Origin of the sequence: Limnohabitans sp. Bal53 (assembly GCF_003063355.1) — a bacterium.
Lineage (GTDB): Bacteria > Pseudomonadota > Gammaproteobacteria > Burkholderiales > Burkholderiaceae_C > Limnohabitans_A.
On the sequence record NZ_NESH01000002.1, the window covers coordinates 15,331 to 38,092 of the forward strand.

The following is a 22,762-nucleotide window of genomic DNA, read 5'->3' on the forward strand; positions in this document are numbered from 1 at the left end:
TAAACCATGAGCTACATCGCCCCCCTCAAGGACATGCTTTTCAACATCGAGCATCTGGCCCGCATCGACCAGATCGCGCAGATCCCCGGCTTTGAAGACGCTGGTTTGGAAACCGCCCAAGCGGTGCTCGAGGAGTGCGCCAAGCTCAACCAGGACGTGATCTCGCCCTTGAATTGGGAAGGCGACAAGAACCCGTCCTTCCACAACGGCAGCGGCGTGACCACCACGCCCGGCTTCAAAGAGGCTTATCAGCAGTACGCCGAAGGCGGCTGGCAAGGCCTGCAGCACCCCGCTGACTTTGGTGGCCAAGGCCTGCCCAAAACCATTGGCGCAGCTTGCGGCGAAATGCTCAACTCGGCCAACATGGCTTTTGCGCTGTGCCCCTTGCTCACCGATGGCGCGATCGAAGCCCTGCTCACGGCGGGTTCCGACGAACTCAAAGCCACTTATTTGGAAAAGTTGATCTCCGGCCAGTGGACCGGCACCATGAACCTGACCGAGCCACAAGCGGGATCAGACCTGGCCGCTGTGCGCACACGCGCTGAACCGCAGCCCGATGGCACTTACAAAATCTTCGGCACCAAGATCTACATCACCTACGGTGAGCATGACATGGCCGAAAACATCGTGCACCTGGTGCTGGCCCGTGTCTTGGGCGCACCTGAAGGCGTCAAAGGCATCAGCCTGTTCGTGGTGCCCAAATTCATGGTCAAGGCCGATGGTTCTTTGGGCGATCGCAACGACGTGCACTGCGTGAGCATCGAGCACAAGATGGGCATCAAGGCCAGCCCCACAGCGGTGCTGCAGTTTGGCGACAACGGCGGTGGTGTGGGTTATTTGGTGGGTCAGGAAAACCGTGGCCTCGAATACATGTTCATCATGATGAACGCCGCCCGTTACGCAGTGGGTGTGCAGGGCATCGCGATTGCCGAGCGCTCTTACCAGCGTGCTGTGCAGTACGCCCGCGACCGCGTGCAAAGCCGCCCGGTCGATGGCAGCTTGCCCGCTGCTGGCCCGATCATTCACCACCCCGATGTGCGCCGCATGCTGATGACCATGCGCGCCTACACCGAAGGCTGCCGCGCCATGGCCGCCACGGCCGCCGCCGCCTACGACGCCTCGCACCACCACCCCGATGCCGAGGTGCGCAAGCAAAACCTGGCGTTTTATGAATTCATGGTGCCACTGGTCAAGGGCTACAGCACCGAGATGAGCCTGGAAGTCACCAGTCTGGGCGTGCAAGTGCACGGCGGCATGGGCTTCATCGAAGAAACGGGTGCGGCGCAGTACTACCGCGACGCCAAAATTTTGACCATTTACGAAGGCACCACCGCCATTCAAGCCAATGACTTGGTCGGTCGCAAGACTGCTCGCGACGGCGGCCAAACCGCCAAGGCCTTGGCCGCGCAAGTGGCCCAGACCGAGAGCGAACTCGCAGCTTCTGGCAACGCTGACGCGCAGGTTGTGGCCCGTCGCCTCAAAGCCGCCCGCGAAGCTTTTGTGGACGTGGTCGAGTTTGTGGCGGGCAACACCAAGGCCCACCCCAACGACGTATTCGCAGGCAGCGTGCCTTACCTCATGCTGGCGGGCAACCTGATGGCGGGCTGGCAAATGGGCCGCGCCTTGCTGGTGGCGATCACGCCTGAGGCGCAAGCCCAAGACGCCGCCTTCATGGTCGCCAAAGTGACCACCGCGCGTTTTTACGCCGACCACATCCTGTCCAAGGCCCCAGGCATCCGTGACAGCATCGTGGAAGGCGCTGGCAGCGTGACGGCGATGGCGCTGGACGCTTTCTGAGCCGAGGCTGCTCGGGGTGCATGGGGCGTGCCCCACACCCCATCGCGGTCAGAGACCGCTCCTACAGGGTGATGTGTGACTTCCGTAGGAGCGGTCTCAGACCGCGAAATCCCTTCGGCGCTGGTGCGATTGAGTCTTCGACAACTTGTCGCCGCGCCGACACTGTTTAATGCGTTTGTCCCCACACAATAGACCCATATTTTCAGGAGACCCCATGTCCAAGCTGCCCCCCGTTCTGGCGAACTTGCCATTTCCCGCCATCGCTTCACCCCTGTTCATCATCAGCAACCCCAAGCTGGTCATCGAGCAGTGCAAGGCCGGCATCGTCGGCTCCATGCCCGCTTTGAACGCCCGCCCGGCAGCACAACTCGAAGAGTGGTTGATCGAGATCACCGAAACCTTGGCTGCCTACAACGCCGCCAACCCCGACAAGCCTGCCGCGCCCTTTGCCATCAACCAAATCGTGCACAAGAGCAACGATCGCCTTGAGCATGACATGGCGATGTGCGTCAAATACAAAGTGCCGATCATCATCACCTCGCTGGGCGCACGCGAAGAGATCAATGCCGCCGCCCACAGCTACGGCGGTGTGGTGCTGCACGACATCATCAACAACAAGCATGCGCACAAGGCGATCGAGAAGGGCGCAGACGGCCTGATCGCCGTAGCTGCTGGCGCGGGTGGTCACGCGGGCGTGAAAAGCCCATTCGCCTTGATTCAGGAAATCCGCCAGTGGTTCGATGGCCCGGTGGCTTTGTCCGGCTCGATCGCCACAGGTGATGCGATTTTGTCGGCCCAAGCCATGGGCGCGGATTTCGCCTACATCGGCTCGGCCTTCATTGCCACGCACGAAGCGCGTGCGGCCGACGCTTACAAACAAGCCATCGTGGACAGCAACTCCGATGACATCGTCTACAGCAACCTGTTCACCGGTGTGCACGGCAACTACCTGGCCCCATCCGTCCGCGCCGCGGGCCTGGACCCTGAGAATTTGCCCGAGTCGGACCCCAGCAAGATGAATTTTGGTGGTGACGCTAAAAAAGCCTGGAAAGACATCTGGGGTTGTGGCCAAGGCATTGGCGCGATCCAGTCGGTGCAAAGCACGGCCGATTTGGTGGCCCAGTTCAAGGCACAGTACCAAGCGGCCCGCGCCCGCCTAGCCCTGTGATGGCTGCTGTCTGAGCCTGCCTTGTCCAACATCTCACAACGCCCTTCGGGGCGTTATTTTTTGATCGCTGCGTTCAAGGCTGCAGGTTGTTTGTTGATTGTGATGCACCACTTGGCGTTTTACGGACCCATGTCGGATGTGGTGGCCACTGCTTGGCCAGTGTGGGCGTGGCCATGGCTTGAGACGGTTATAGATGGAAGCCGCTGGTGGCGATGCGTTCAGCCGTTTAGGTCTGCTTTGACTTTCTCTGTGATGTAGGCCAGGGATTCTTCCACCTGGTCGATCAAGATCAAGCACAAGTCGCCCGATGACAGGCGCGACAAAGCGGTGTCGATGGCATTGAATTCACCCTGGATGTCTTGCACATGGGTGGCGCGCAAAGCCCCTTGCAAGCCCTCGCGCAACAAACCGATCACTTCACCGTCTTGTCGTCCGCGTTGGCAGGCGTCTTGGTAAAGCAGTACCTCGTCGAAGGCTTTGCCCAGAATTTGTGTCTGATCACGGATGTCCTGGTCGCGTCGGTCGCCAGCACCGCTGATGACCACCACGCGCTTGTTCGCGGGCATGTTGTCCACGGCCTGCACCAAAGCCGCAATCGCATCGGGGTTGTGCCCATAGTCGGCGATCAGGGTCGCGCCGCGGTAGTCGAACAAGTTGAATCTGCCGGGCACGCCCTGGATGTCACTGATGAAGCTGGCAAGGCCTTGGGCGATCGCATCCCAATGCACATCAACAGCCCATGCCGCGGCCACGGCAGCCAGCACGTTCTCTGTCTGAAATCCGATTTGTCCTTGGCGTGTGAGCGGCACTTGGCTGAGCGGGATGCGGAACATCTGTTTGCCCTTTTGAGCCACGATGGCGCCTTCTTCCACGTGTACCACACGTTTGCCTTGGGCACGGTGCGTGGCCAGCACGGGGTGGTTGGCGTCGAGTGCAAAAAAGGTCACATCACCTGGGCAATGTCGGGCCATGGCCACGACGGCCGGGTCGTTGGCATTGAGCACAGCCATGCCCGAGGGCGCCACGTTGAGCACGATCACCCGCTTGAGCACAGAGAGGTCTTCCAAGGTGGTGATGTAGTTCAGGCCCAAGTGGTCGCCTGCACCCAAGTTGGTCACCACCGCCACTTGGCAGCGGTCAAAGGCCAGGCCTTCGCGCAGCAGGCCGCCCCGTGCGGTCTCGAACACTGCGGCATCCACATCGGGGTGCATGAGGACATTGCGGGCGCTGCGCGGGCCGCTGCAGTCGCCTGAATCGGTCTGACGGCCATTGACGTAGACACCATCGGTGTTGGTCATGCCCACACGCAGACCCTGGGCTTTGAGCAAGTGAGCAATCAATCGCACGGTGGTGGTTTTTCCGTTGGTGCCGGTCACCGCAATCACCGGGATGCGGCCATTGCCACCGTCTGGGAACATGTGGTCAATCACCGCATTGCCGACGTCCCGGCCTTTGCCAAAAGAGGGGCTGATGTGCATGCGCAGGCCCGGGGCGGCGTTGAGTTCGACGATGCCGCCGTTTTGCTCTTCGAGTGAGCGCGAGAGTGATTCGCACACCACGTCCACACCGCAGATGTCCACGCCCACCATTTGCGCCGCGGCGATCACACGGGCGGCCACTTCGGAGTGGACTTCGTCGGTCACATCCGTGGCCGTGCCACCGGTGGACAAATTGGCGTTGTTGCGCAGGATCACGCGGCGGCCTTTGGCGGGCACCGACTCGGGCTCCAAGTCTTGCGCATTCAAGCGGCCAATGGCGATGTCATCAAAACGGATTTTTGTCAGAGAGGTGGCGTGGCCTTCGCCCCTGCGTGGATCGGCATTGACCTGGTCGACCAATTGGCGCACCGTGTGTTTGCCGTCGCCCACCACCAGCGGTGGCTCGCGCCGTGCGGCAGCCACCAGTCGGTCACCGACGACCAGCAGGCGGTAATCGTGGCCTGGCAAAAACTTTTCCACCAACACAGTGCCATAACGTTCGGCTGTGGCATAGGCGTTGTCAAACGCCTGACGAGCGGTGATGTTGACCGTGACGCCTTTGCCCTGGTTGCCATCCTGTGGCTTGACCACGACGGGCAGGCCGATCTCTTGGGCAATGGCCCATGCCTCGTCCAAGCTATGGGCCGGGCGGCCCATGGGCACCGGCACGCCTGCGGCATGCAACAGGCTTTTGGTCAGATCTTTGTCTTGCGCAATGGATTCGGCAATGGCGCTGGTGGTGTCGGTCTCGGCGGCCTGAATGCGCCGCTGCTGTGCGCCCCAGCCAAACTGAACCAGGCTGCCATCGGTCAAGCGACGGATGGGGATGCCCCGTGCGACCGCCGCGTCCACAATGGCCCCGGTAGAAGGCCCCAGGCGCACGTCTTCGTCGAGTTCGTGCAGTTGGGCAATGGCCGCTTCCAGATCAAAGCCAGCGCCGACCGATGCAGCTTGGCACAGTTGCTCGGCCAGGCTGAGCGCCAGTCTCCCTACGGCTTCCTCCGTGTACTGCACCACCACCTGAAACATGCCCGGCTCTTCGGTGGGCGTGGTGCGGCTGAAGGACACGGGGCAGCCTGCATGTGCCTGTAGGCTCAGGGTGACTTTTTCCAGGGCATGGGCCAGCGTGGCCGCTTGCCCTGGGCGCTGTCCGTCAAAGGGTCCAACTTCAGGGAAGATGCGACGCAACTGCTGCTCAATGGGGTGCTGCGCCGACAGGCCGCAGTCTTCAGGGCTGCAGCTGACAATGGCTTCGATGGCGGTGTGGCGGCTCCACAAATTGGGACCACGCAAAGCGCGAATACGAGAGACTTGCATGAAAGGTGTGTCCAAGGGAAATGGGGTGGCGTGAGACTTGGCTTCAGGCCGTGGGCAGGCTGCCGTAACTTTTGATCCCGGCTCGGATCAGGTCGGTGCCAATGTCCAAGGCCCATGCTGCGCAGGCGGCCACCAGCATGTCGTGGGTGTTCAGACTGTCCGTTTTCAGATGCTTGGCGATGGCCGGGCGTTGGCTTGACAGCACCAGATGTTCTTTGGCGGCATGGGCCAGCACCAGCTGGCCGTCACGCCAGAAGCCCACGCGGTGACCTGCACTGCGGTGTGCTTGCAGGCGAGGGTTGTATTCATCGTCGGCATACAACAACACGCTGCCGTCGCAGTAATCGGCCAGTGCGGCGACTTCAGGTTCGGCGGCATTGAGCACCGCCATGCCTTCGGGCAGCACCACATCGATTTGGGTGCGAATGTAGCCCGACATTTTTTCATCCCCGCCGGGGTACAGGTCGTCCAGGCCGGTGGCGCGGGGCATGCGGGTGACGATGCCAATTTGGCAGCGGTCATAGGGCAGGCCTTGGGCGAGCAAATGGCGGGCATCACTTTCGAACACGGCCGCTTGTACGCCCCGATTGATCAGCAAACGCTGCGCTTGGGCCCAATCCATGCCGTCCGGGGTGGGCAGCTGGCGCTGGTTCAAGAAGAAGCCGTTGGCACAAGACAGCCCGGTGTGCAGGCCCTTGAGGTGCAGCAACCAGGCCAGCAATTGTGCGACTCGGGTCGTGTCGCCATCGCCCATGATGCCCACTACCGGAATGCGGCCGTTGTCTTCGGGCTTGAACAGATGGTTCGAAATGGCCTGTCCCACCGGGCGGGGCTGACCCGTAGCCGGTTTGAGGTGCATCAGCAGGCCTGGGCCCGCATTGACCTCGACCACTGCGCCGCCTTGTGGCCCCAGTGGCTTCGAGATGTCTTGCGCCACCAGGTCTACCCCAGCGATGTCCAGGCCCACCACACGGGCGGCGAGCACCGCCTGGGCGGCCACGTCGGGGTGCACCAGGTCGGTCACGTCCATGGACATGTTGCCGGTGCGCATGATGAGCACGCTGCGGCCCGCCTCGGGCACGCTGTCGGCACTCAGGCCTTGGCGCTGGAGCTCCAGCACCGAGGTGGTGTGTTCGTCCAGGCGGATGGTGTCCAGCGGAAAGTCTTCCTCTTCGCCGCGGCGGGGGTCGGAGTTGATCTGCAACTCGATCAGTGCTTGCACCGTGAGCACGCCATCGCCCACCACACTGGCGGTCTCGCCTTTGTTGGCCGCCACGACTTGATCACCGACCACCAGCAGGCGGTGTTCCTCGCCCAAGATGAAACGCTCGACGATGACTTCGCTGCCCTCGGCCAGGGCGATGCCGTAGGCTGCTTCAATGTCCTCTTGGCGCGACAGTTCCAGCGACACGCCCCGGGCATGGTTGCCATCGGTGGGCTTGACACAGACCGGCAGGCCAATGTCCTGAGCAGCTTCCCAAGCCGCTTGGGGGCTGCCAACGATCTGACCTTCGGGCACAGGCACACCACACATGCTCAGCAGCTGTTTGGTCAGGTCTTTGTCTTTGGAGATGCCTTCGGCAATCGCGCTGGTGCGGTCGGTCTCGGCAGTCCAGATGCGGCGCTGTCGCTGGCCATAGCCCAGTTGCACCAGGTTGCCGTCATTCAGACGTATGTGGGGGATGCCTCTGTCTGCGGCTGCATCCACGATGCTGGCCGTGCTGGGGCCAATGCACAAGCTGTCCACCATTTGGGTCAGTTGGGCGATGTGGCTGGCCACGTCAAAGGGCTGGTTGGCGATGGCAGCCAATACCAAATCACGAGCGCTCAGCAGGGCCAGTCGGCTCACGGCTTCGTGGCGGGTGCGGATGACGACCTTGTAAACCCCCCGTGGCCCCGCTTCGCGGGCTTTGCCAAAACCGGTTTGCATGCCGGCGCGGGTTTGCAGCTCCAGCGCCACATGCTCCAGGATGTGGCCGGGCCAAGTGCCTTCTTCAAGGCGCTTCAAAAAGCCGCCGCGCTCGCCCACGCTGCAGCGGTGCTCCACCAGTCCGGGCAGCCAAGCCGCCAGACGCTCGGCGAAACCGGGCAGGGTGTTGGAGGGGCAGTCTTCCAAGTCGCCAATGTCGATCAGCGCTTCGATGACAGGGCGGTAAGTCCAGATGTTGGGCCCGCGCAGATGGGTCATGCGCAGGAACTGGATCGCGTGGGAAGTGGGGTGTGCGCTCATGCTTTTTGGGGGCAGCGATAGAATCGGCGCTCGATCGCGGGGGTGGCCAGCAGTTGGGCTGGAAGCTCAATGTTCAACAGATGCATGGCTTGTGCAGGCGGTTTCAACCGGGTCAATGTGTTTTTTTTCGTGGCGTCACTTGGGCGCTACGGGTTATTTAGGGTTCAGCCTTCATGTCTTTGGTACTTTCTTCTGCATCCAGGCGTTCGGTTGTGCCGGAGGACTGGCTAGCAGAAGTGCAATCTAGGCTGCAACCCGATGAGAACGCATCAGCCTGGGTTTTGGTTGACCTCAATGGGGCACTGAAGTTCGAAAAAATCGCTTTGATTTTGACCGATCGGCGTATTTTCACGGCAAGTTGGCGTGAAAAAAACTGGCAAAGCTGGCCATTGGCTGAAGGCCAGCGGTTGCACCAGACGGACCACGCCGGGGTCGGGCAGCTCGAGCTCAGTGATGCGCAAGGCCGCTTGGCGGTTTGGCGCTTCACTTTGGGACTGCAAGAGGCGGTGTTTCGCTGGGTGGCGCAGTTTGAGGCGCAGCAAAGCCGCCGTGCCGAAACCCTGAGCGGTGTGCCCGCCGATCTGCAAGGCAAGCCTTTGCAGTCGGCCCATGTGTCGGTGTGTCCGGTGTGCCAAGCGCGCTTGTCCGAAGACGATGACGAGTGCCCCGTCTGCAGCCGCGAAGACCTGAACCCGCCGTCCACCTGGACCTTGCTCAAGCTCTGGCGTTTTGCGCGGCCCTACAAGCGTTCTTTGCTGGTGGGATTTTTGTTGACCCTGGCCTCCACCGCGGCCACCTTGGTGCCACCTTATCTGACCATGCCCTTGATGGACGAGGTGCTGATCCCCTACCAAAACGGGGCCGAGATCGACCCGGGTTTGGTGTCCTTGTACCTGCTGGGATTGTTCGCTTCGGGTTTGCTGGCCTGGGGCTTAGGATGGGCCAAAACTTACATCCTCGCGCTGGTGTCCGAGCGCATTGGCTCCGATTTGCGCACCACCACCTATGAGCATTTGCTCAAACTGTCGCTGGAGTATTTCGGCGGCCGACGCACGGGCGATTTGATCGCGCGCATTGGCAGCGAAACCGATCGCATCAACGTTTTCCTGTCGCTGCACCTGCTGGACTTTGCCACCGACGTGCTGATGATTTTGATGACGGCCGTCATCTTGTTCTACATCAACCCCACGTTGGCGTTGGTGACCCTGCTGCCGCTGCCTTTCATTGGCTGGCTGATCCATGTGGTGCGCGAAAAACTGCGCACCGGTTTTGAAAAAATCGACCGCGTTTGGGCCGAGGTCACCAATGTGCTGACCGACACCATCCCCGGTATCCGGGTGGTGAAAGCCTTTGCACAGGAAGACCGCGAAGCCCAGCGCTTCAAGGACGCCAACGCGCACAACCTGCAAGTCAACGACCGGCTCAATCGTGTCTGGTCGCTGTTCTCGCCCACGGTGACGCTGATGACCGAAATCGGCTTGCTGGTGGTCTGGGGTTTTGGCATTTGGCTGGTATCGGACGACCAAATCACGGTCGGTGTACTGACCGCGTTTTTGGCCTACATCGGGCGTTTTTACAGCCGCCTCGATGGCATGAGTCGCATCGTCTCCAACACCCAAAAAGCGGCCGCTGGGGCCAAGCGTATTTTTGACATCTTGGACCATGTCTCGAGTGTGCCCGAGCCGCTCCACCCTGTGGCTTTGCCGCCCCAGGTCAAAGGCCACATCACGGTGCGCGATGCGGAATTTCGCTACGGCAACCGCGCCGTGATTCGCCAGCTCGACCTCGACATCCAGCCCGGCCAAATGATCGGTCTGGTGGGCCACAGCGGATCAGGCAAGAGCACGCTGGTCAATTTGATTTGCCGTTTTTACGACCTGAGCGAAGGCGTCATTGAACTCGACGGCACCGACATCCGCCAGCTCAAGGTGGCCGATTACCGACGCCAAATTGGCCTGGTGCTGCAAGAGCCGTTTTTGTTCTTCGGCACCATCGCCGACAACATCGCCTATGGCAAGCCCGAAGCCACGCGCGAAGAGATCGTGGCCGCAGCCCGCGCCGCGCATGCCCACGAGTTCATTTTGCGCATGCCCCAGGGCTACGACTCGCTGGTGGGCGAACGCGGGCAGGGTCTGTCGGGTGGTGAGCGCCAGCGCATTTCGATTGCGCGGGCCTTGCTGATCAACCCGCGAATCCTGATCCTGGACGAGGCCACCTCCGCGGTAGACACCGAGACCGAAAAAGAGATTCAAAAAGCGCTGGACAACCTGGTGCGCGGGCGCACGACGATTGCCATCGCGCACCGCTTGTCCACTTTGCGCAAGGCCGACCGTTTGGTCTTCATGGACAAAGGCGTGGTGGTCGAAGAGGGCACGCATGACGCGCTCATCGAGGCCCAAGGCGCTTACTGGCGTCTGTACGAAGCACAGCAGCGACATGCCGAGGCCGAGGCGGTTCTGGGCGGCAGCGACGAGGACAAGAAGGTGAGCGCATGAGCCCGTTTGATTTGCAACGCGACGCCTTTGGCCGCTGGGTGCTGGTTTTGGCCGACGGCACGCGCCACAGCCCGGTGACGGCGCTGCGCGCCTACCCCGTGTCGGCACCAGACCAAGGCGTTGCCCTGATGGATGGCGAGGGCCATGAGTTGCACTGGGTACCCGATCTCTCGGCGCTGGCGCCCGCTTTGCAGGCCACGCTGCGCGAGGCGCTGGACGAGCGCGAATTTTTGCCACAGATCCTGCGCTTGGACACGGTGAGCAGCTTGGTCACGCCCAGCACCTGGTCGGTGCAAACCGATAGGGGTGCCACGCAATTCATGCTCAAGGGCGAAGAAGACATCCGACGCTTGACCGGCACCGTGCTGCTGATCAACGACGCCAATGGCGTGCAGTACATGATTCGCGACTTGGCGGCCATGGACAAACACTCACGTAAATTGCTGGACCGTTTTCTCTGAGCTGCCCCAAAGGGTGAGCGTCTTCAGAGCGGCCAGACCGAGCCCTGTTCAGGCACCAGCGCGCGCCATTTGATCTCGTGCTCGATGCGCTGGCGCAGCATGTCGGACGCTTCTCGCTCACCGTGCACCACATACACCTGCCCGGGTGCGCTGGGCATTTTGTGCAGCCAACTGAGCAGTTGGTTGGCGTCAGCATGTGCCGAGGCCGATTCAATTTGTGCCACCTCGGCCCGCACCGCCACATCCTGCGCGTGGATGCGGATGGCGCTGCGACCGCTGGCCAAGGCCGCTCCGCGTGTGCCCGGAGCCTGGTAACCCGTCAGAATGATCATGTTGCGGTGGTCCCCCGCGAACTGCGCCAAGTGGTGCAAGACGCGCCCGCCCGTGGCCATGCCGCTGGCCGCCAAAATCACCATGGGACCGTGCCGACGCGCCAGTGATTTGGACTGCTCGGGCGTCTCCAGCATGGTGGCCACATGGTCCATGTTGCGCACTTCCTGCCCATTCAGGCGGTGCTCGCCCGGATGACGCTGAAACAAGGCGGTGGTGTGGATGGCCATCGGGCTGTCCAGAAAAATCGGCAAACCTTTGGGAATTTCCCCTGCAGCCTTGAGTTGCGCGATGGTGTGCAGCACAGCCTGCGCACGCCCCACAGCAAACACCGGCACCACGGCCACGCCGCCGCGAGCTGCCAGTTTTTTCAAAAGCGGCCCAAGTTCTTCAAACAGTTTTTCCTTGGGGTGCTGGCGATCACCATAAGTCGATTCGATCAGCACGGTGTCGGCCTGCGGCAGCGGCTCGGGCGGGTTCATCAGCGGGTCATCGGGTCGGCCCAAATCGCCAGAAAACAAAATGCGCCGCCCGCCCACATCCAATAGCAAACTGGCCGCACCCAGAATGTGCCCGGCGGGCTGAAAGCGGCACTTCCAGCCGCGAATCGGCTCGAACCACTGGCCCTGATGCTGCGCGTGCAATTGTTTGAGGCTGTGGATGGCCTCTTTCTGGGTGTACAGCGGCAGGGCCGGGGCGTGTTTGGAAAAGCCGTGCCGATTGGCAAAAAAGGCGTCTTCTTCCTGGATGTGCCCGCTGTCGGGCAACAAGATGCTGGCCAGTTCGCAGGTGGCCGAGGTGGCATGCACCCGGCCCCGGAATCCGCTTCTGACCAGCAAAGGCAAATACCCGCTGTGGTCCAGGTGCGCATGGGTGAGCACCACCGCATCGATGTGTGCCGGATTGGCGGGCAGGGGGCTCCAGTTGCGAAGGCGCAGTTGTTTGTAGCCCTGAAACAGCTCGCAATCGACCAGCAGTCGTTGTTAGTTGTGTTCGATCAGGTACTTGGAGCCGGTGACGGTGTCGGCTCCGCCGAGGAAGGTGATGGTGGCGCTCATGCCGCCATGGTCACGCTAGAGGCAGGTGTTGGCTTTGACTTGGGTCAACGAAAAGGGCGGTCTGAAATTTCTGCCCCAAAGTGCGTGAGGGGCTGCGGCGGGTTCCTCATGGCGGGTACGCAAAAATCGTCACCCGCCGCAGCCCCTCACGCACAGTCTCCGGGGATGCAGAGGGTTCCTCACGGCGGGTACGCAAAAATCGTCACCCACCGCAGCCCCTCACGCACCGCCCAGCAAGTCAGTTAAGACTCAAGCCCCGAAGAAGCCCTTCAACTTGTCAGTCCAGCTATCGCCGCTGGGCTGGTGTTTGCCGCCACCTTTGGAGAGCGACTCCTCAAACTCCTTGAGCAGCTTTTTTTGGTGCTCGGTCAGCTTGACCGGGGTCTCCACGGTGATGTGGCAATACAGGTCGCCCGGGTAGCTGCCGCGCACACCCTTGATGCCTTTGCCGCGCAAGCGGAACTGCTTGCCGGTTTGGGTGCCTTCGGGGATGTCAATCGCCGCTTTACCGCCCAAGGTCGGCACTTCGATTTCGCCGCCCAAAGCCGCTTTGGAAAAGCTGATCGGCACTGCGCAATGCAGGTCGTCGCCATCGCGCTCGAAGATGTCGTGCTTTTTCAGGCGAATCTCGATGAACAAGTCCCCTGGTGGGCCACCATTGGTGCCGGGTTCGCCATTGCCCGCGCTGCGGATGCGCATGCCGTCGTCGATACCAGCCGGAATTTTGACTTCCAGAGTTTTTTGTTTCTTGACCTTGCCTTGCCCGTGGCAAGTACCGCAAGGCTCGGGGATGATCTTGCCCGTGCCCCGGCAGTGTGGGCAGGTTTGCTGCACGCTGAAAAAGCCTTGGCGCATTTGCACCTGGCCCTGGCCGTGGCAGGTCGAACAGGTCTTGGCGCTGGTGCCGGGTTTGGCACCCGTGCCGTGGCAGGTGTCGCACTCGTCCCAGCTCGGGATGCGCAGCTGCGAGTCCTTGCCGTTGGCCGCTTCTTCGAGCGTGATTTCCATCGCGTAACTGAGGTCCGCGCCACGAAACACCTGGCGTCCACCGCCGCGGCCACCACGGCCTTGGCCACCAAAGATGTCACCGAAGATGTCGCCAAACGCATCACCAAAACCACCAAAACCTTCGGCACCGCCGCGCATATTGGGGTCGACACCCGCATGGCCATGCTGGTCATAGGCCGCTCGTTTTTGCGGGTCCGACAGCATCTCGTAGGCTTCTTTGCCTTCCTTGAATTTGGCTTCGGCTTCTTTGGCTTTGGCGTCGTCCCCCTGATTGCGGTCGGGGTGGTACTTCATCGCCAATTTGCGATAAGCCTTTTTGATGTCATCGTCCGAGGCGTTTTTGGCAACGCCCAGCACTTCGTAAAAATCTCGTTTTGTCGCCATGACTGTGGACCTTGGCCTTCAGGCCGTTTCATGTAAAAAGCGTCCCGGGCAAAGCGCGGGACGCTGTGGTGTGGATCGCTTCGTTCCTCGCGATGACGGATGAATCGTCGCGGCTCGCCATGACAAGAATACGGTCATGGCGAGGAGCGCAACGACGAAGCCATCCAGTCTTCGGATGATCAGCCTTTTTTGACTTCCTTGACTTCTGCGTCCACCACATTGTCGTCTTGTGGTTGGGCTTCCGCGCCACCGGCGGCAGCGCCCGCAGCGGCTTGTTGCGCTTGCATGTCGGCGTAGACCTTCTCGCCCAGCTTTTGGCTGGCCGTCATCAACGCTTCGGTTTTGGCTTCGATGGCGTCTTTTTCTTCTCCCTTCAACACCTCTTCCAGCGCTTTGCTGGCGGTCTCGATGGCTTCTTTTTCAGCCGCTTCGATCTTGTCGCCGTGCTCGGTCAGGCTCTTTTTCACGCTGTGCACAGCGGCTTCACCGGCGTTGCGGGCTTGCACCAGCTCCAACTTTTTCTTGTCTTCCACCGCGTTCAGCTCGGCGTCTTTCACCATTTGCTGAATTTCGGCTTCGGACAGACCGGAGTTGGCCTTGATCGTGATCTTGTTTTCCTTGCCCGTGCCTTTGTCCTTGGCGCCCACGTGCAAGATACCGTTGGCGTCGATGTCAAAAGACACTTCGATCTGGGGTGTGCCGCGTGGGGCTGGCGGGATGCCTTCGAGGTTGAACTCGCCCAGCGCCTTGTTACCGCTGGCGATCTCGCGCTCGCCTTGGAACACCTTGATCGTCACCGCTGGCTGGTTGTCTTCGGCGGTCGAGAAGGTCTGTGCAAACTTGGTCGGGATGGTGGTGTTCTTGGTGATCATCTTGGTCATCACACCGCCCATGGTCTCAATGCCCAATGACAAAGGTGTCACGTCCAGCAGCAACACGTCAGTGCGGTCACCCGACAAGACTTGACCTTGAATCGCAGCGCCTACGGCCACGGCTTCGTCGGGGTTCACGTCCTTGCGTGGCTCTTTGCCGAAGAACTCTTTGACTTTCTCTTGCACCTTGGGCATGCGGGACATGCCGCCGACCAAGATGATGTCATCGATCTCGCCCACCGAAACGCCCGCGTCCTTGATCGCCATGCGGCAAGGGGCGATGGTGCGCTCGATCAGCTCTTCCACCAGCTGCTCCAACTTGGCGCGGGTCAGCTTGATGTTCAGGTGCTTGGGGCCAGTGGCGTCGGCCGTGATGTAGGGCAGGTTGACGTCGGTGGCTGCCGAGCTGGACAGCTCGATCTTGGCCTTTTCAGCAGCCTCTTTCAGGCGCTGCAGGGCCAGCACGTCTTTGGCCAGATCGACGCCGGATTCTTTCTTGAATTCGGCAATGATGAAGTCGATGATGCGCTGGTCAAAGTCTTCGCCGCCCAGGAACGTGTCGCCGTTGGTGGACAGCACTTCGAACTGCTTTTCACCGTCCACATCGGCGATCTCGATGATGGACACGTCGAACGTGCCGCCACCCAAGTCATACACGGCGATTTTGCGGTCGCCCTTTTCTTGCTTGTCCAGGCCAAAGGCCAAGGCAGCAGCGGTGGGCTCGTTGATGATGCGCTTGACGTCCAGACCGGCAATGCGGCCAGCGTCTTTGGTGGCTTGACGCTGGGCGTCGTTGAAGTAAGCGGGCACCGTGATCACGGCCTCGGTCACTTCTTCGCCGAGGTAGTCTTCGGCGGTTTTCTTCATCTTGCGCAGGATTTCAGCGCTGATCTGTGGCGGGGCCAATTTGTTGCCGCGCACTTCCACCCAAGCGTCGCCGTTGTCGGCTTTGGCAATGGTGTAAGGCATCAGGTCGATGTCTTTTTGGACTTCTTTTTCGCTGAACTTGCGGCCGATCAGGCGCTTGACCGCGTACAACGTGTTCTTGGGGTTGGTGACCGCCTGGCGCTTGGCCGATGCGCCGACCAGGATTTCGCCGTCTTCTTGGTACGCAATGATCGACGGGGTGGTGCGGGCGCCTTCGGCGTTCTCGATCACTTTGGTCGTGTTGCCTTCCATGATGGCCACGCACGAGTTGGTGGTGCCCAAGTCAATACCGATGATTTTTCCCATGATGTTTACTCCAGTGAGGAAATTTAAAACTGATTAAGAAATGGTGGTGGTTTTTGCGAATTCAAGAGGTGCATGGCCGCGCCGCTGTGCTCCTGGTCATGACGGAAAATTTGTCATGGCGAGCGAAGCGTGGCAATCCAGAACTCACTTGGGCGCAGTGACCGTCACCAAGGCAGGGCGCAGCACGCGGTCGGCAATTTGGTAGCCTTTTTGCAGCACGGTGACCACGGTGTTGGGTTCCTGCTCGGCGGGTACCACGCTGATGGCCTGGTGGTGGTGCGGGTCGAATTTGGTGCCCGCAGGAGGGGCGATTTCGACCACTTTGTTGCGCTCCAAGGCGCTTTTGAGCTGGCGCAACGTGGCCTCGGAGCCTTCGCGGATCTGCTCAAGCGTCACGTTGGGGATGGCCAAACCGGCTTCCAGGCTGTCGAGCACCGGCAGCAGGCTGTCGGCAAAACCCTCAACCGCAAATTTGCGGGCTTTGGCGATTTCGTCATCGGCGCGGCGGCGGGCGTTTTGCACATCGGCCTGGGCGCGCAGGTACTGGTCGGCCAAATCGGCGTTTTGCGCCTTGAGGTTTGCCAGCTCAGCTTGGGCATCGGCCAGTGGATCGGTGGGGTTCATGGCGGCAGCTGCAGCCAATTCTTCGTCACTCAGGGGCTTGGGGTCTTGGTTTGGGGTGGCTTCTGACATGAACAATGTCCGCAAAAAATGAATACCCCTGTTAATTAGGGGCGATGGATCAGGCTTCAAGGGGGCCTTGGCGATGGGACGCAAAAAAGTGCCCAAATTGGGGGTGCAGCAGGTGGGCTGGCGACAGCACAGTTTGGCCAGGGGCCAAGAAAAAGCCCGCCAAGAGGCGGGCCGGGTCCGCGTGGTGCACCTGAGCGATCAGTTCAGCGCCAACAGTTCCACGTCAAACTTCAAGGTGGCATTGGGCGGGATGACGCCGCCAGCGCCGCGGGCACCATAGCCCAGCTCTGCCGGGATGATCAAGGTGCGCTGACCGCCCACTTTCATGCCCGCCACGCCTTCGTCCCAGCCCTTGATGACCATGCCAGCGCCCAGACCGAACACAAAGGGGTCACGGCGGTCGCGGCTCGAGTCGAACTTGGCGCCTTGCTGGCCGTCCTTGTAGAGCCAGCCGGTGTAGTGCACGGTGACGTCCTGGCCTGCTGTAGCGACTTCGCCTTCGCCGACAACGGTGTCTTCGTATTGCAGGCCGGAGGGGGTGGTGTTCATGGGTGGCATCCTGTCAGAAAGGACCCGGTGCCATTGCTATGTCACCGGGGTGTGGAAAACCCAAAATTATGCCAGCCTCGCCAAGCCTCAGCCCGCCCCTTGGCGTTTGGCCAAATCGCGCATCAGTGCACCCACGCCATAGGTCCAAGCGGGCGCCTTGTCCGAGGTGGTGACTTGGTTGACCAGGGTGCCCAGTTGTGGGGTGGAAATGCTGACCACGTCGCCCACCTCATGGGTGAAGCCCTGGCCCGGACCGTGGCGGTCTTGGGTCGGGGCAAACATGGTGCCCAAAAACAGCATCATGCCGTCCGGGTACTGGTGGTACTGGCCCATGGCCTGGCCCGCCAGGTCCAGCGGGTCTCGGCTGATCTGGTTCATGGCGCTGCTGCCTTGCATCACAAAACCCTCAGGACCTTCGACTTTCAGACTCAGTTCGCACTGGCGCACCTCGTCGATGCTGAAGTGCTCGTCAAACAGGCGGATGAAGGGGCCGATGGCGCAGCTGGCGTTGTTGTCCTTGGCTTTGCCCAGCAGCAACGCGCTGCGGCCTTCGAAGTCGCGCAGGTTCACGTCGTTGCCTAAGCTGGCTCCCACCACCTCGCCGCGCGAGTTGGCCGCCAGCACGATTTCGGGTTCGGGGTTGTTCCACTGGCTGCCCGGGTGAATGCCCACCATGGCCCCGTGGCCCACCGCGCTCATCGGTTGCGCCTTGGTGAAGATTTCAGCATCGGGCCCGATGCCCACTTCCAGGTATTGCGACCACATGCCCTGGGCCAGCAACACTTCTTTGAGCTTGGCCGATTCAGGAGATCCGGGCACCACGCTGCGCAGGTTGTCGCCAATGACCGCCACCACCGCCTGGCGCACGGCTTCGGCGCGGCTGGCGTCGCCTCGGGCCTGCTCTTCGATCACGCGCTCGAGCATGCTGGCCACAAAGGTCACGCCTGCGGCCTTGACGGCTTGCAGATCGCAGGGGGCCATGAACCAAGGCTGGTCGGACTTGCGCTGCGTTTCATTGCTGTTGGCCAAGGCTTCGGCGGTCCCGGCCAGGCGCTTGGCCTGGCCTGATGCCAGGCAGGCGCGCACTTGAGCGGCCACGCCAGGCCGTTCCAGCAAGGCGCTGCTGGTGGTGGCCAGGCCCGACAGGTCCAGCACATCTTCGGGGGTGACGGCCACCACAAAAGGGCCATGGCCGGGCACCCACAAACGGCCGATCAGCAGGGCCTGGTGCGCATCTTGTGGCAGTTGATTGAGGAGCATGGTGAACACCTGTGGGCTAAAAACTGCATATTGACAGACATGGGCTATGGGCGCTGTCACCCATGTCGAGCTCTCGCTGAGCCGGCTTTACTGGACATGGGGCAGCTGTGGGGTTGGGGCACAACTGAGATGGGGAGGCCGTGGACTGGTGAAACGTTTGCTTTCAAACAATGTGGTCAATCCCACACAGGCACTGGCGGGAGTCGGTTAGATTGGAAGGCTAGACGAGCCACTTCAAGGAATGACCATGATCCGAAAAAATTCTGTTTTGACCCATCTTGGCGTCACGACTTGCGCCGCAGTTGTTCTCTTGACCGGTTGTGCCACTGCGACGCAGGAACAAAAAGGGGTCGGGACGGGGGCCATCATTGGAGCCGTGGCTGGACAAGTTTTGGGCCGTGACAGCCAATCGACTGTCATCGGCGCGGGCTTGGGAGCCTTGGGCGGCTACATTTGGTCCAAAAACATGGAAGATAAAAAACGCGCCATGGAGCAAGCCACAGCCGGTACAGGCACTGTGGTCACACAAACGCCTGACAACCAACTCAAGCTGAGCATCCCGAACGACATCTCGTTTGACACGGGACGCGCCGACATCAAGCCCAATTTGCGCCCCATCTTGGACCAGTTCGCGCAAGGCCTGAGCCAGCAAACCAGCATGGAGGTGCGCATCGTGGGCCACACCGACAGCACGGGCAGCGATGCGATCAACAACCCGCTGTCGGTCAACCGCGCCCAAAGCGCCCGTGACTATTTGGTGGCCCGGGGCGTGAACAGCAGCCGCATCAGCATCGATGGCCGTGGCTCACGCGAACCTGTGGCCGACAACGGTACCGCCGATGGGCGCGCACGCAACCGCCGCATCGACATCTTCTTGGCTGAGCGTGGTCAGAGGTAAATTTTTTGCAGCAGCGCCAACAGGGTTTTGCGCTGGGCGGGCGTGAGCTTGGCGGTTTTTTCGGCTTCGAGGTCCGCAGCCGTTTGTTCGGCTTGCTGCATCAAGGCTTGGCCCTTGGGGGTGGCGTGCAGTCCCACGGCACGGCCGTCATGCGGGTGGGGTTTGCGCTCAATCAGGCCGCGTGACTCCAGCGACTGGATCAGGCCCACCAAATTCGGGGGCAAGAGGTTCAAAGTGGCGCACAGCTGGCGAGATGTCACGCCGGGGTTGTGGCCAATGGTGGACATGACTGAAAAATCCACCGGCTTCAAACCATAAGGGGCCAGGCGTTCCAAAAACAGCTCGATGATGCTCAGCGCAGCCCGGCGAGCGTTGTAACCCATCAGGGTTTGCAGGTAGCTCGTGTCGACCGTGTCCACCGCGTGCGCGGAGGTTTTGGTGGTCGAGGCACGCGAGCGGCGGGGCTTGGTGGGCAGGCTCTGGCCGGACGCATCCTGCACGGTTGTGCCTGGCTCGGGCGCCTCGTGTCTCTGGGATTTGAGCGGTGTGGGGGAGGAGGGTTTGCGGGGCATGACAGCGCGGGAAAGTTGGCGCGATTATGCCGCTGCACACTGCTGCACGATGATGAAGCTGCGCATCTGGAACTCGGGCAAAACCCAGCTGCGCAAGGCTTGGGCCGGGGCTCTCCAGCGTGAGTCGGCATGGGGTGTGTCGGTGTCTACGCCCGCTTCGATGCGCAGCCAGGCCCAGTCCATCAGCACCAGCGCCACGGCGCGCAAATAATCCTCGGACACGCGGTAAGCCAATGCCGCGTCTTTGGGGGCAGCTTGCACGATTTGCTGGGTGATGGCACGCAGGGTTTGCAGGCGGGCCTGCGCTGGGGTGTGGGCTTTGCTGGCCTTGGCTGATGGGGGCAGGTCGGCCGCGAGGGTGTCCAGCAACGCGTTCAAGCCCGCGCCGCCATCGGCCAGCACCTTGCGAACCAACAGGTCTATCGCTTGAATTTCATTCGTGCCCTCATAGATCATGGCCACACGCGCGTCGCGCACGATCTGCTCAATGCCCCATTCGCGCACATAGCCGTGGCCGCCCAGCACCTGCAGGCAGTCGCTGCCGCCATGAAAGGCTTGGTGGGTGAAGACCGATTTCATGACTGGCGTGACGAGGGCGCACCAGCGCTGGGCAGCGGCTTGCGCAGCTGCGTCGGGGCTGTGTTTGATCAGGTCGAGTTCGAGCGCGGTGCGGTAAGCCAGTACACGACCGGCATCGACCCAGGCGCGCTGCGTGTCCAAAATGCGGCGCATGGCGGGGTGCTCACCAATCAAATCCGCTTCGCCCACGCTTTTGCCTTTACCGGGCGCGCGCATCTGACGGCGCTCTTGTGAATAGGCATCGGCCTTTTGCCATGCCGCATCGAGCAGGCCAATGCCTTGCAGGGCCACATGCAATCGGGCGGCGTTCATCATCACAAACATGGCGTTCAGGCCCTTGCCTGGCTCGCCAATTATTGAAGATACCGCTTCGTCAAAGCGCATCACGCAAGTGGGGCTGCCGTGCAGGCCCATTTTTTCTTCGATGCGGTCGCAGTGCACACGGCTGCGTGAGCCGTCGGGGTAAAACTTGGGCACAAGGAACAGCGACAGGCCTTTGGGGCCAGGCGGTGCGTCGGGCAGGCGGGCCAGCACCAAATGCACGATGTTGTCGGTCAGGTCATGTTCACCGCCTGAGATGAAAATCTTGGTGCCGCTGACGGCGTATTGGCCATCGGGCATGGGCACCGCCTTTGTGCGCGCAAGGCCCAGGTCAGATCCCGCATGCGGCTCGGTCAGGCACATGGTGGCCAGCCATTCGCCGGTGGCCACTTTTTCCAAATACTGCGCTTTGAGTTCGTCGCTGGCGTGGTGCTTGATGCATTCGTACGCGCCATGGAGCAAGCCTGGCGCCATGGTCCAGCCGTGGTTGGCGGCGGACAACATTTCGTAGAGCATGGCTTCCAGCACGCTGGGCAGGCCTTGGCCCCCGTCTTCAGCGCTGGCGGCCAAGGCCGGCCAGCCCGCTTGCCAAAAGGATTGGTAAGCGTCTTTGAAACCCGGCGGCATGGTGACCACGCCATCTTTCCATTGGGCCCCGACTTCATCGCCATTGCGGTTGAGCGGTGCGATGACTTCGACCACGAACTTGCCCGCTTCACCCAGCACCTGCCCCATCAAGTCGACGTCCACCTCGGCAAAGGCGGGCAAGGCTTGCAATTGGGCAGGCGCGTTCAAAACGCGGGACAATAAAAACTGCATGTCCTCGGTGCGGGGCTGGTAGGTGTTCATGGGTTTTTCAGTCTTTTAGCTGCACAAGGCTTTGATGTCTTCGGGCACGGGAATGGCTTTGATGCGGTCCGGGTCTTCGGGGTGCTTGATGCAAAAAGCGCGCACTTCTGTGCCTTCACACAGGACGGTTTCGCCCCGCATCACCACGTGTTTGTGGACAAACACTTTCTCGCGCCACTCCTGCACGCTGGTGTGCACCTGGAGGGTTTCGCCGTAAGTGGCAGGGCGGATGAATTTGGTGTTGATCTCCAACAGCGGCGTGCCGATGATGCCGCGCGTCTTGACCAGCTCACGCCAAGGCAAGATGCCGCACTTCATGAAGAAGTTCAGTGATGACGCGTCCATCCATTTGGAGAAATTCGGGAAGAAGACGATGCCTGCAGGGTCGCAGTCACCGAACACCACTGGCACTTCGTAAACAACGGTTTTGCTCATGGGTCGTCTTTCAGCGGGGGGCCATGCGCAAAGCGCCATCGAGACGAATGACTTCGCCGTTCAGGTGGTCGTTGTGCACGATGTGGCAGGCCAGTTCGGCAAATTCGCTGGGCTTGCCCAGGCGGGCAGGGAAGGGGATGCTGGCAGCCAGAGACTGCTGCACGGGCTCGGGCAAGCTGGCCAACAAAGGCGTCTTGAACAGGCCAGGCGCGATTGTGCACACGCGGATGCCGTGTTGCGCCAAATCACGTGCCATGGGCAGTGTCATGCCGACCACGCCGGCTTTGGAGGCGCTGTAGGCCTGCTGGCCCACTTGGCCGTCAAAAGCGGCAACCGATGCGGTGAAAACCATCACGCCACGGGCACCATCTTCAATCGGGTCCAGCTTGGCGCAGGCGGCGGCAAACAGACGCGCTGCGTTGTAGGTGCCGATCAGGTTGACCTGGATGACCTTGGCAAATTCGTCCAGCGGCGCGGCGTTGCCGTCCTTGCCAACCACGCGCTTGGCGGTGCCAATGCCGGCAATCTGCATCAGGATGCGGGCGGGGCCGTGGGCCGCTGCAGCAGTCTCGATGGCCTGGGCCATGCTGTCTGCGTCAGACACGTTGCAGTGCACTGCAACGCCGCCAATCTCGGCTGCCACGCGCTCGGCGTTGGCCATGTTCAGGTCGAGCACCGCGACCTTGGCGCCCAGGCGGGCCAGTTCGCGGGCCGTGGCCTCGCCCAGCCCTGAGCCGCCGCCGGTTACCAATGCTGCTTGTCCTTGGATGTTCAT

16 protein-coding genes and 1 pseudogene are annotated in these 22,762 nt (G+C 61.3%); 5 read left to right on the forward strand and 12 right to left on the reverse strand.

Annotation, left to right across the window (positions count from 1 at the left end; all coding sequences use genetic code 11):
- Positions 1-6: 6 nt before the first annotated feature.
- Positions 7-1,797, forward strand: coding sequence for an acyl-CoA dehydrogenase (locus B9Z50_RS05020; RefSeq protein WP_108362617.1), 1,791 nt, complete (start codon positions 7-9; stop codon positions 1,795-1,797).
- 214 nt (positions 1,798-2,011) lie between these two features.
- Positions 2,012-2,965, forward strand: a complete 954-nt coding sequence (locus B9Z50_RS05025; RefSeq protein WP_108362618.1) for a nitronate monooxygenase family protein — start codon at positions 2,012-2,014, stop codon at positions 2,963-2,965.
- A gap of 218 nt (positions 2,966-3,183) precedes the next feature.
- Here the strand turns inward: B9Z50_RS05025 and cphA (B9Z50_RS05030) are convergent, their stop codons facing one another.
- Both cphA (B9Z50_RS05030) and cphA (B9Z50_RS05035) read right to left on the reverse strand, forming a co-directional pair.
- Complete coding sequence (gene cphA, locus B9Z50_RS05030) at positions 3,184-5,760, reverse strand: cyanophycin synthetase (protein WP_108362619.1); 2,577 nt, start codon at positions 5,758-5,760, stop codon at positions 3,184-3,186.
- 43 nt (positions 5,761-5,803) lie between these two features.
- Positions 5,804-7,990 carry a cyanophycin synthetase gene (gene cphA, locus B9Z50_RS05035; protein WP_108362620.1) on the reverse strand — a complete coding sequence of 729 codons (2,187 nt, stop codon included), beginning with the start codon at positions 7,988-7,990 and terminating at the stop codon, positions 5,804-5,806.
- A 173-nt stretch (positions 7,991-8,163) separates the two neighbouring features.
- On the opposite strand from cphA (B9Z50_RS05035), the gene B9Z50_RS05040 reads away from it, so the two are divergent.
- Both B9Z50_RS05040 and B9Z50_RS05045 read left to right on the forward strand, forming a co-directional pair.
- The gene (locus tag B9Z50_RS05040; RefSeq protein WP_108362621.1) at positions 8,164-10,485 is read left to right on the forward strand and encodes an ABC transporter ATP-binding protein; all 2,322 of its coding nucleotides are present in this window, start codon (positions 8,164-8,166) and stop codon (positions 10,483-10,485) included.
- Entirely contained in the window at positions 10,482-10,946 is a 465-nt protein-coding gene (locus tag B9Z50_RS05045) for a DUF1854 domain-containing protein (protein ID WP_108362622.1), read from the forward strand. The genes B9Z50_RS05040 and B9Z50_RS05045 overlap by 4 nt, the downstream gene beginning before the upstream one ends.
- A gap of 23 nt (positions 10,947-10,969) precedes the next feature.
- Here the strand turns inward: B9Z50_RS05045 and B9Z50_RS05050 are convergent.
- From B9Z50_RS05050 to B9Z50_RS05075, 6 genes and pseudogenes are all read right to left on the reverse strand, one after another.
- A pseudogene (locus B9Z50_RS05050) lies at positions 10,970-12,334 on the reverse strand (MBL fold metallo-hydrolase RNA specificity domain-containing protein).
- Positions 12,335-12,583: 249 nt separating this feature from the next.
- The gene (gene dnaJ, locus B9Z50_RS05055) at positions 12,584-13,726 is read right to left on the reverse strand and encodes a molecular chaperone DnaJ (RefSeq protein ID WP_108362623.1); all 1,143 of its coding nucleotides are present in this window, start codon (positions 13,724-13,726) and stop codon (positions 12,584-12,586) included.
- Between the two features lie 179 nt (positions 13,727-13,905).
- Positions 13,906-15,831, reverse strand: coding sequence for a molecular chaperone DnaK (gene dnaK / locus B9Z50_RS05060; protein ID WP_108362624.1), 1,926 nt, complete (start codon positions 15,829-15,831; stop codon positions 13,906-13,908).
- A gap of 144 nt (positions 15,832-15,975) precedes the next feature.
- Entirely contained in the window at positions 15,976-16,524 is a 549-nt protein-coding gene (gene grpE / locus B9Z50_RS05065) for a nucleotide exchange factor GrpE (protein ID WP_108362625.1), read from the reverse strand.
- A 198-nt stretch (positions 16,525-16,722) separates the two neighbouring features.
- Positions 16,723-17,073 (reverse strand): FKBP-type peptidyl-prolyl cis-trans isomerase, encoded by a 351-nt coding sequence (locus tag B9Z50_RS05070; RefSeq protein ID WP_108362626.1) that lies wholly within the window; start codon positions 17,071-17,073, stop codon positions 16,723-16,725.
- A gap of 87 nt (positions 17,074-17,160) precedes the next feature.
- Complete coding sequence (locus B9Z50_RS05075) at positions 17,161-18,333, reverse strand: fumarylacetoacetate hydrolase family protein (protein ID WP_108362627.1); 1,173 nt, start codon at positions 18,331-18,333, stop codon at positions 17,161-17,163.
- Between the two features lie 247 nt (positions 18,334-18,580).
- Here B9Z50_RS05075 and B9Z50_RS05080 point away from each other — a divergent pair, with 247 nt between their 5' ends.
- Positions 18,581-19,231, forward strand: a complete 651-nt coding sequence (locus B9Z50_RS05080; RefSeq protein WP_108363551.1) for an OmpA family protein — start codon at positions 18,581-18,583, stop codon at positions 19,229-19,231.
- Here B9Z50_RS05080 and B9Z50_RS05085 read toward each other — a convergent pair.
- From B9Z50_RS05085 to B9Z50_RS05100, 4 genes are read right to left on the reverse strand one after another with little or no spacing between them, the layout of a single operon-like run.
- Positions 19,222-19,803, reverse strand: a complete 582-nt coding sequence (locus tag B9Z50_RS05085; protein WP_108362628.1) for a MarR family winged helix-turn-helix transcriptional regulator — start codon at positions 19,801-19,803, stop codon at positions 19,222-19,224. The two genes, B9Z50_RS05080 and B9Z50_RS05085, sit on opposite strands and share 10 nt — an antisense overlap.
- A gap of 24 nt (positions 19,804-19,827) precedes the next feature.
- The gene (locus B9Z50_RS05090; RefSeq protein ID WP_108362629.1) at positions 19,828-21,552 is read right to left on the reverse strand and encodes an acyl-CoA dehydrogenase family protein; all 1,725 of its coding nucleotides are present in this window, start codon (positions 21,550-21,552) and stop codon (positions 19,828-19,830) included.
- A 15-nt stretch (positions 21,553-21,567) separates the two neighbouring features.
- Positions 21,568-21,987 carry a thioesterase family protein gene (locus B9Z50_RS05095; protein ID WP_108362630.1) on the reverse strand — a complete coding sequence of 140 codons (420 nt, stop codon included), beginning with the start codon at positions 21,985-21,987 and terminating at the stop codon, positions 21,568-21,570.
- A 10-nt stretch (positions 21,988-21,997) separates the two neighbouring features.
- Entirely contained in the window at positions 21,998-22,762 is a 765-nt protein-coding gene (locus B9Z50_RS05100) for an SDR family NAD(P)-dependent oxidoreductase (protein WP_108362631.1), read from the reverse strand.

Coding starts and splice junctions, on each gene's coding strand:
- cphA (WP_108362620.1), bottom strand. CDS start 7,990: ATGAGCGCACACCCCACTTCCCACGCGATCCAGTTCCTGCGCATGACC.
- grpE (WP_108362625.1), bottom strand. CDS start 16,524: ATGTCAGAAGCCACCCCAAACCAAGACCCCAAGCCCCTGAGTGACGAA.
- B9Z50_RS05040 (WP_108362621.1), top strand. CDS start 8,164: ATGTCTTTGGTACTTTCTTCTGCATCCAGGCGTTCGGTTGTGCCGGAG.
- dnaK (WP_108362624.1), bottom strand. CDS start 15,831: ATGGGAAAAATCATCGGTATTGACTTGGGCACCACCAACTCGTGCGTG.
- B9Z50_RS05085 (WP_108362628.1), bottom strand. CDS start 19,803: ATGCCCCGCAAACCCTCCTCCCCCACACCGCTCAAATCCCAGAGACAC.
- B9Z50_RS05020 (WP_108362617.1), top strand. CDS start 7: ATGAGCTACATCGCCCCCCTCAAGGACATGCTTTTCAACATCGAGCAT.
- B9Z50_RS05090 (WP_108362629.1), bottom strand. CDS start 21,552: ATGAACACCTACCAGCCCCGCACCGAGGACATGCAGTTTTTATTGTCC.
- B9Z50_RS05070 (WP_108362626.1), bottom strand. CDS start 17,073: ATGAACACCACCCCCTCCGGCCTGCAATACGAAGACACCGTTGTCGGC.
- B9Z50_RS05045 (WP_108362622.1), top strand. CDS start 10,482: ATGAGCCCGTTTGATTTGCAACGCGACGCCTTTGGCCGCTGGGTGCTG.
- cphA (WP_108362619.1), bottom strand. CDS start 5,760: ATGCAAGTCTCTCGTATTCGCGCTTTGCGTGGTCCCAATTTGTGGAGC.
- B9Z50_RS05080 (WP_108363551.1), top strand. CDS start 18,581: ATGATCCGAAAAAATTCTGTTTTGACCCATCTTGGCGTCACGACTTGC.
- B9Z50_RS05075 (WP_108362627.1), bottom strand. CDS start 18,333: ATGCTCCTCAATCAACTGCCACAAGATGCGCACCAGGCCCTGCTGATC.
- B9Z50_RS05025 (WP_108362618.1), top strand. CDS start 2,012: ATGTCCAAGCTGCCCCCCGTTCTGGCGAACTTGCCATTTCCCGCCATC.
- B9Z50_RS05100 (WP_108362631.1), bottom strand. CDS start 22,762: ATGAACATCCAAGGACAAGCAGCATTGGTAACCGGCGGCGGCTCAGGG.
- B9Z50_RS05095 (WP_108362630.1), bottom strand. CDS start 21,987: ATGAGCAAAACCGTTGTTTACGAAGTGCCAGTGGTGTTCGGTGACTGC.
- dnaJ (WP_108362623.1), bottom strand. CDS start 13,726: ATGGCGACAAAACGAGATTTTTACGAAGTGCTGGGCGTTGCCAAAAAC.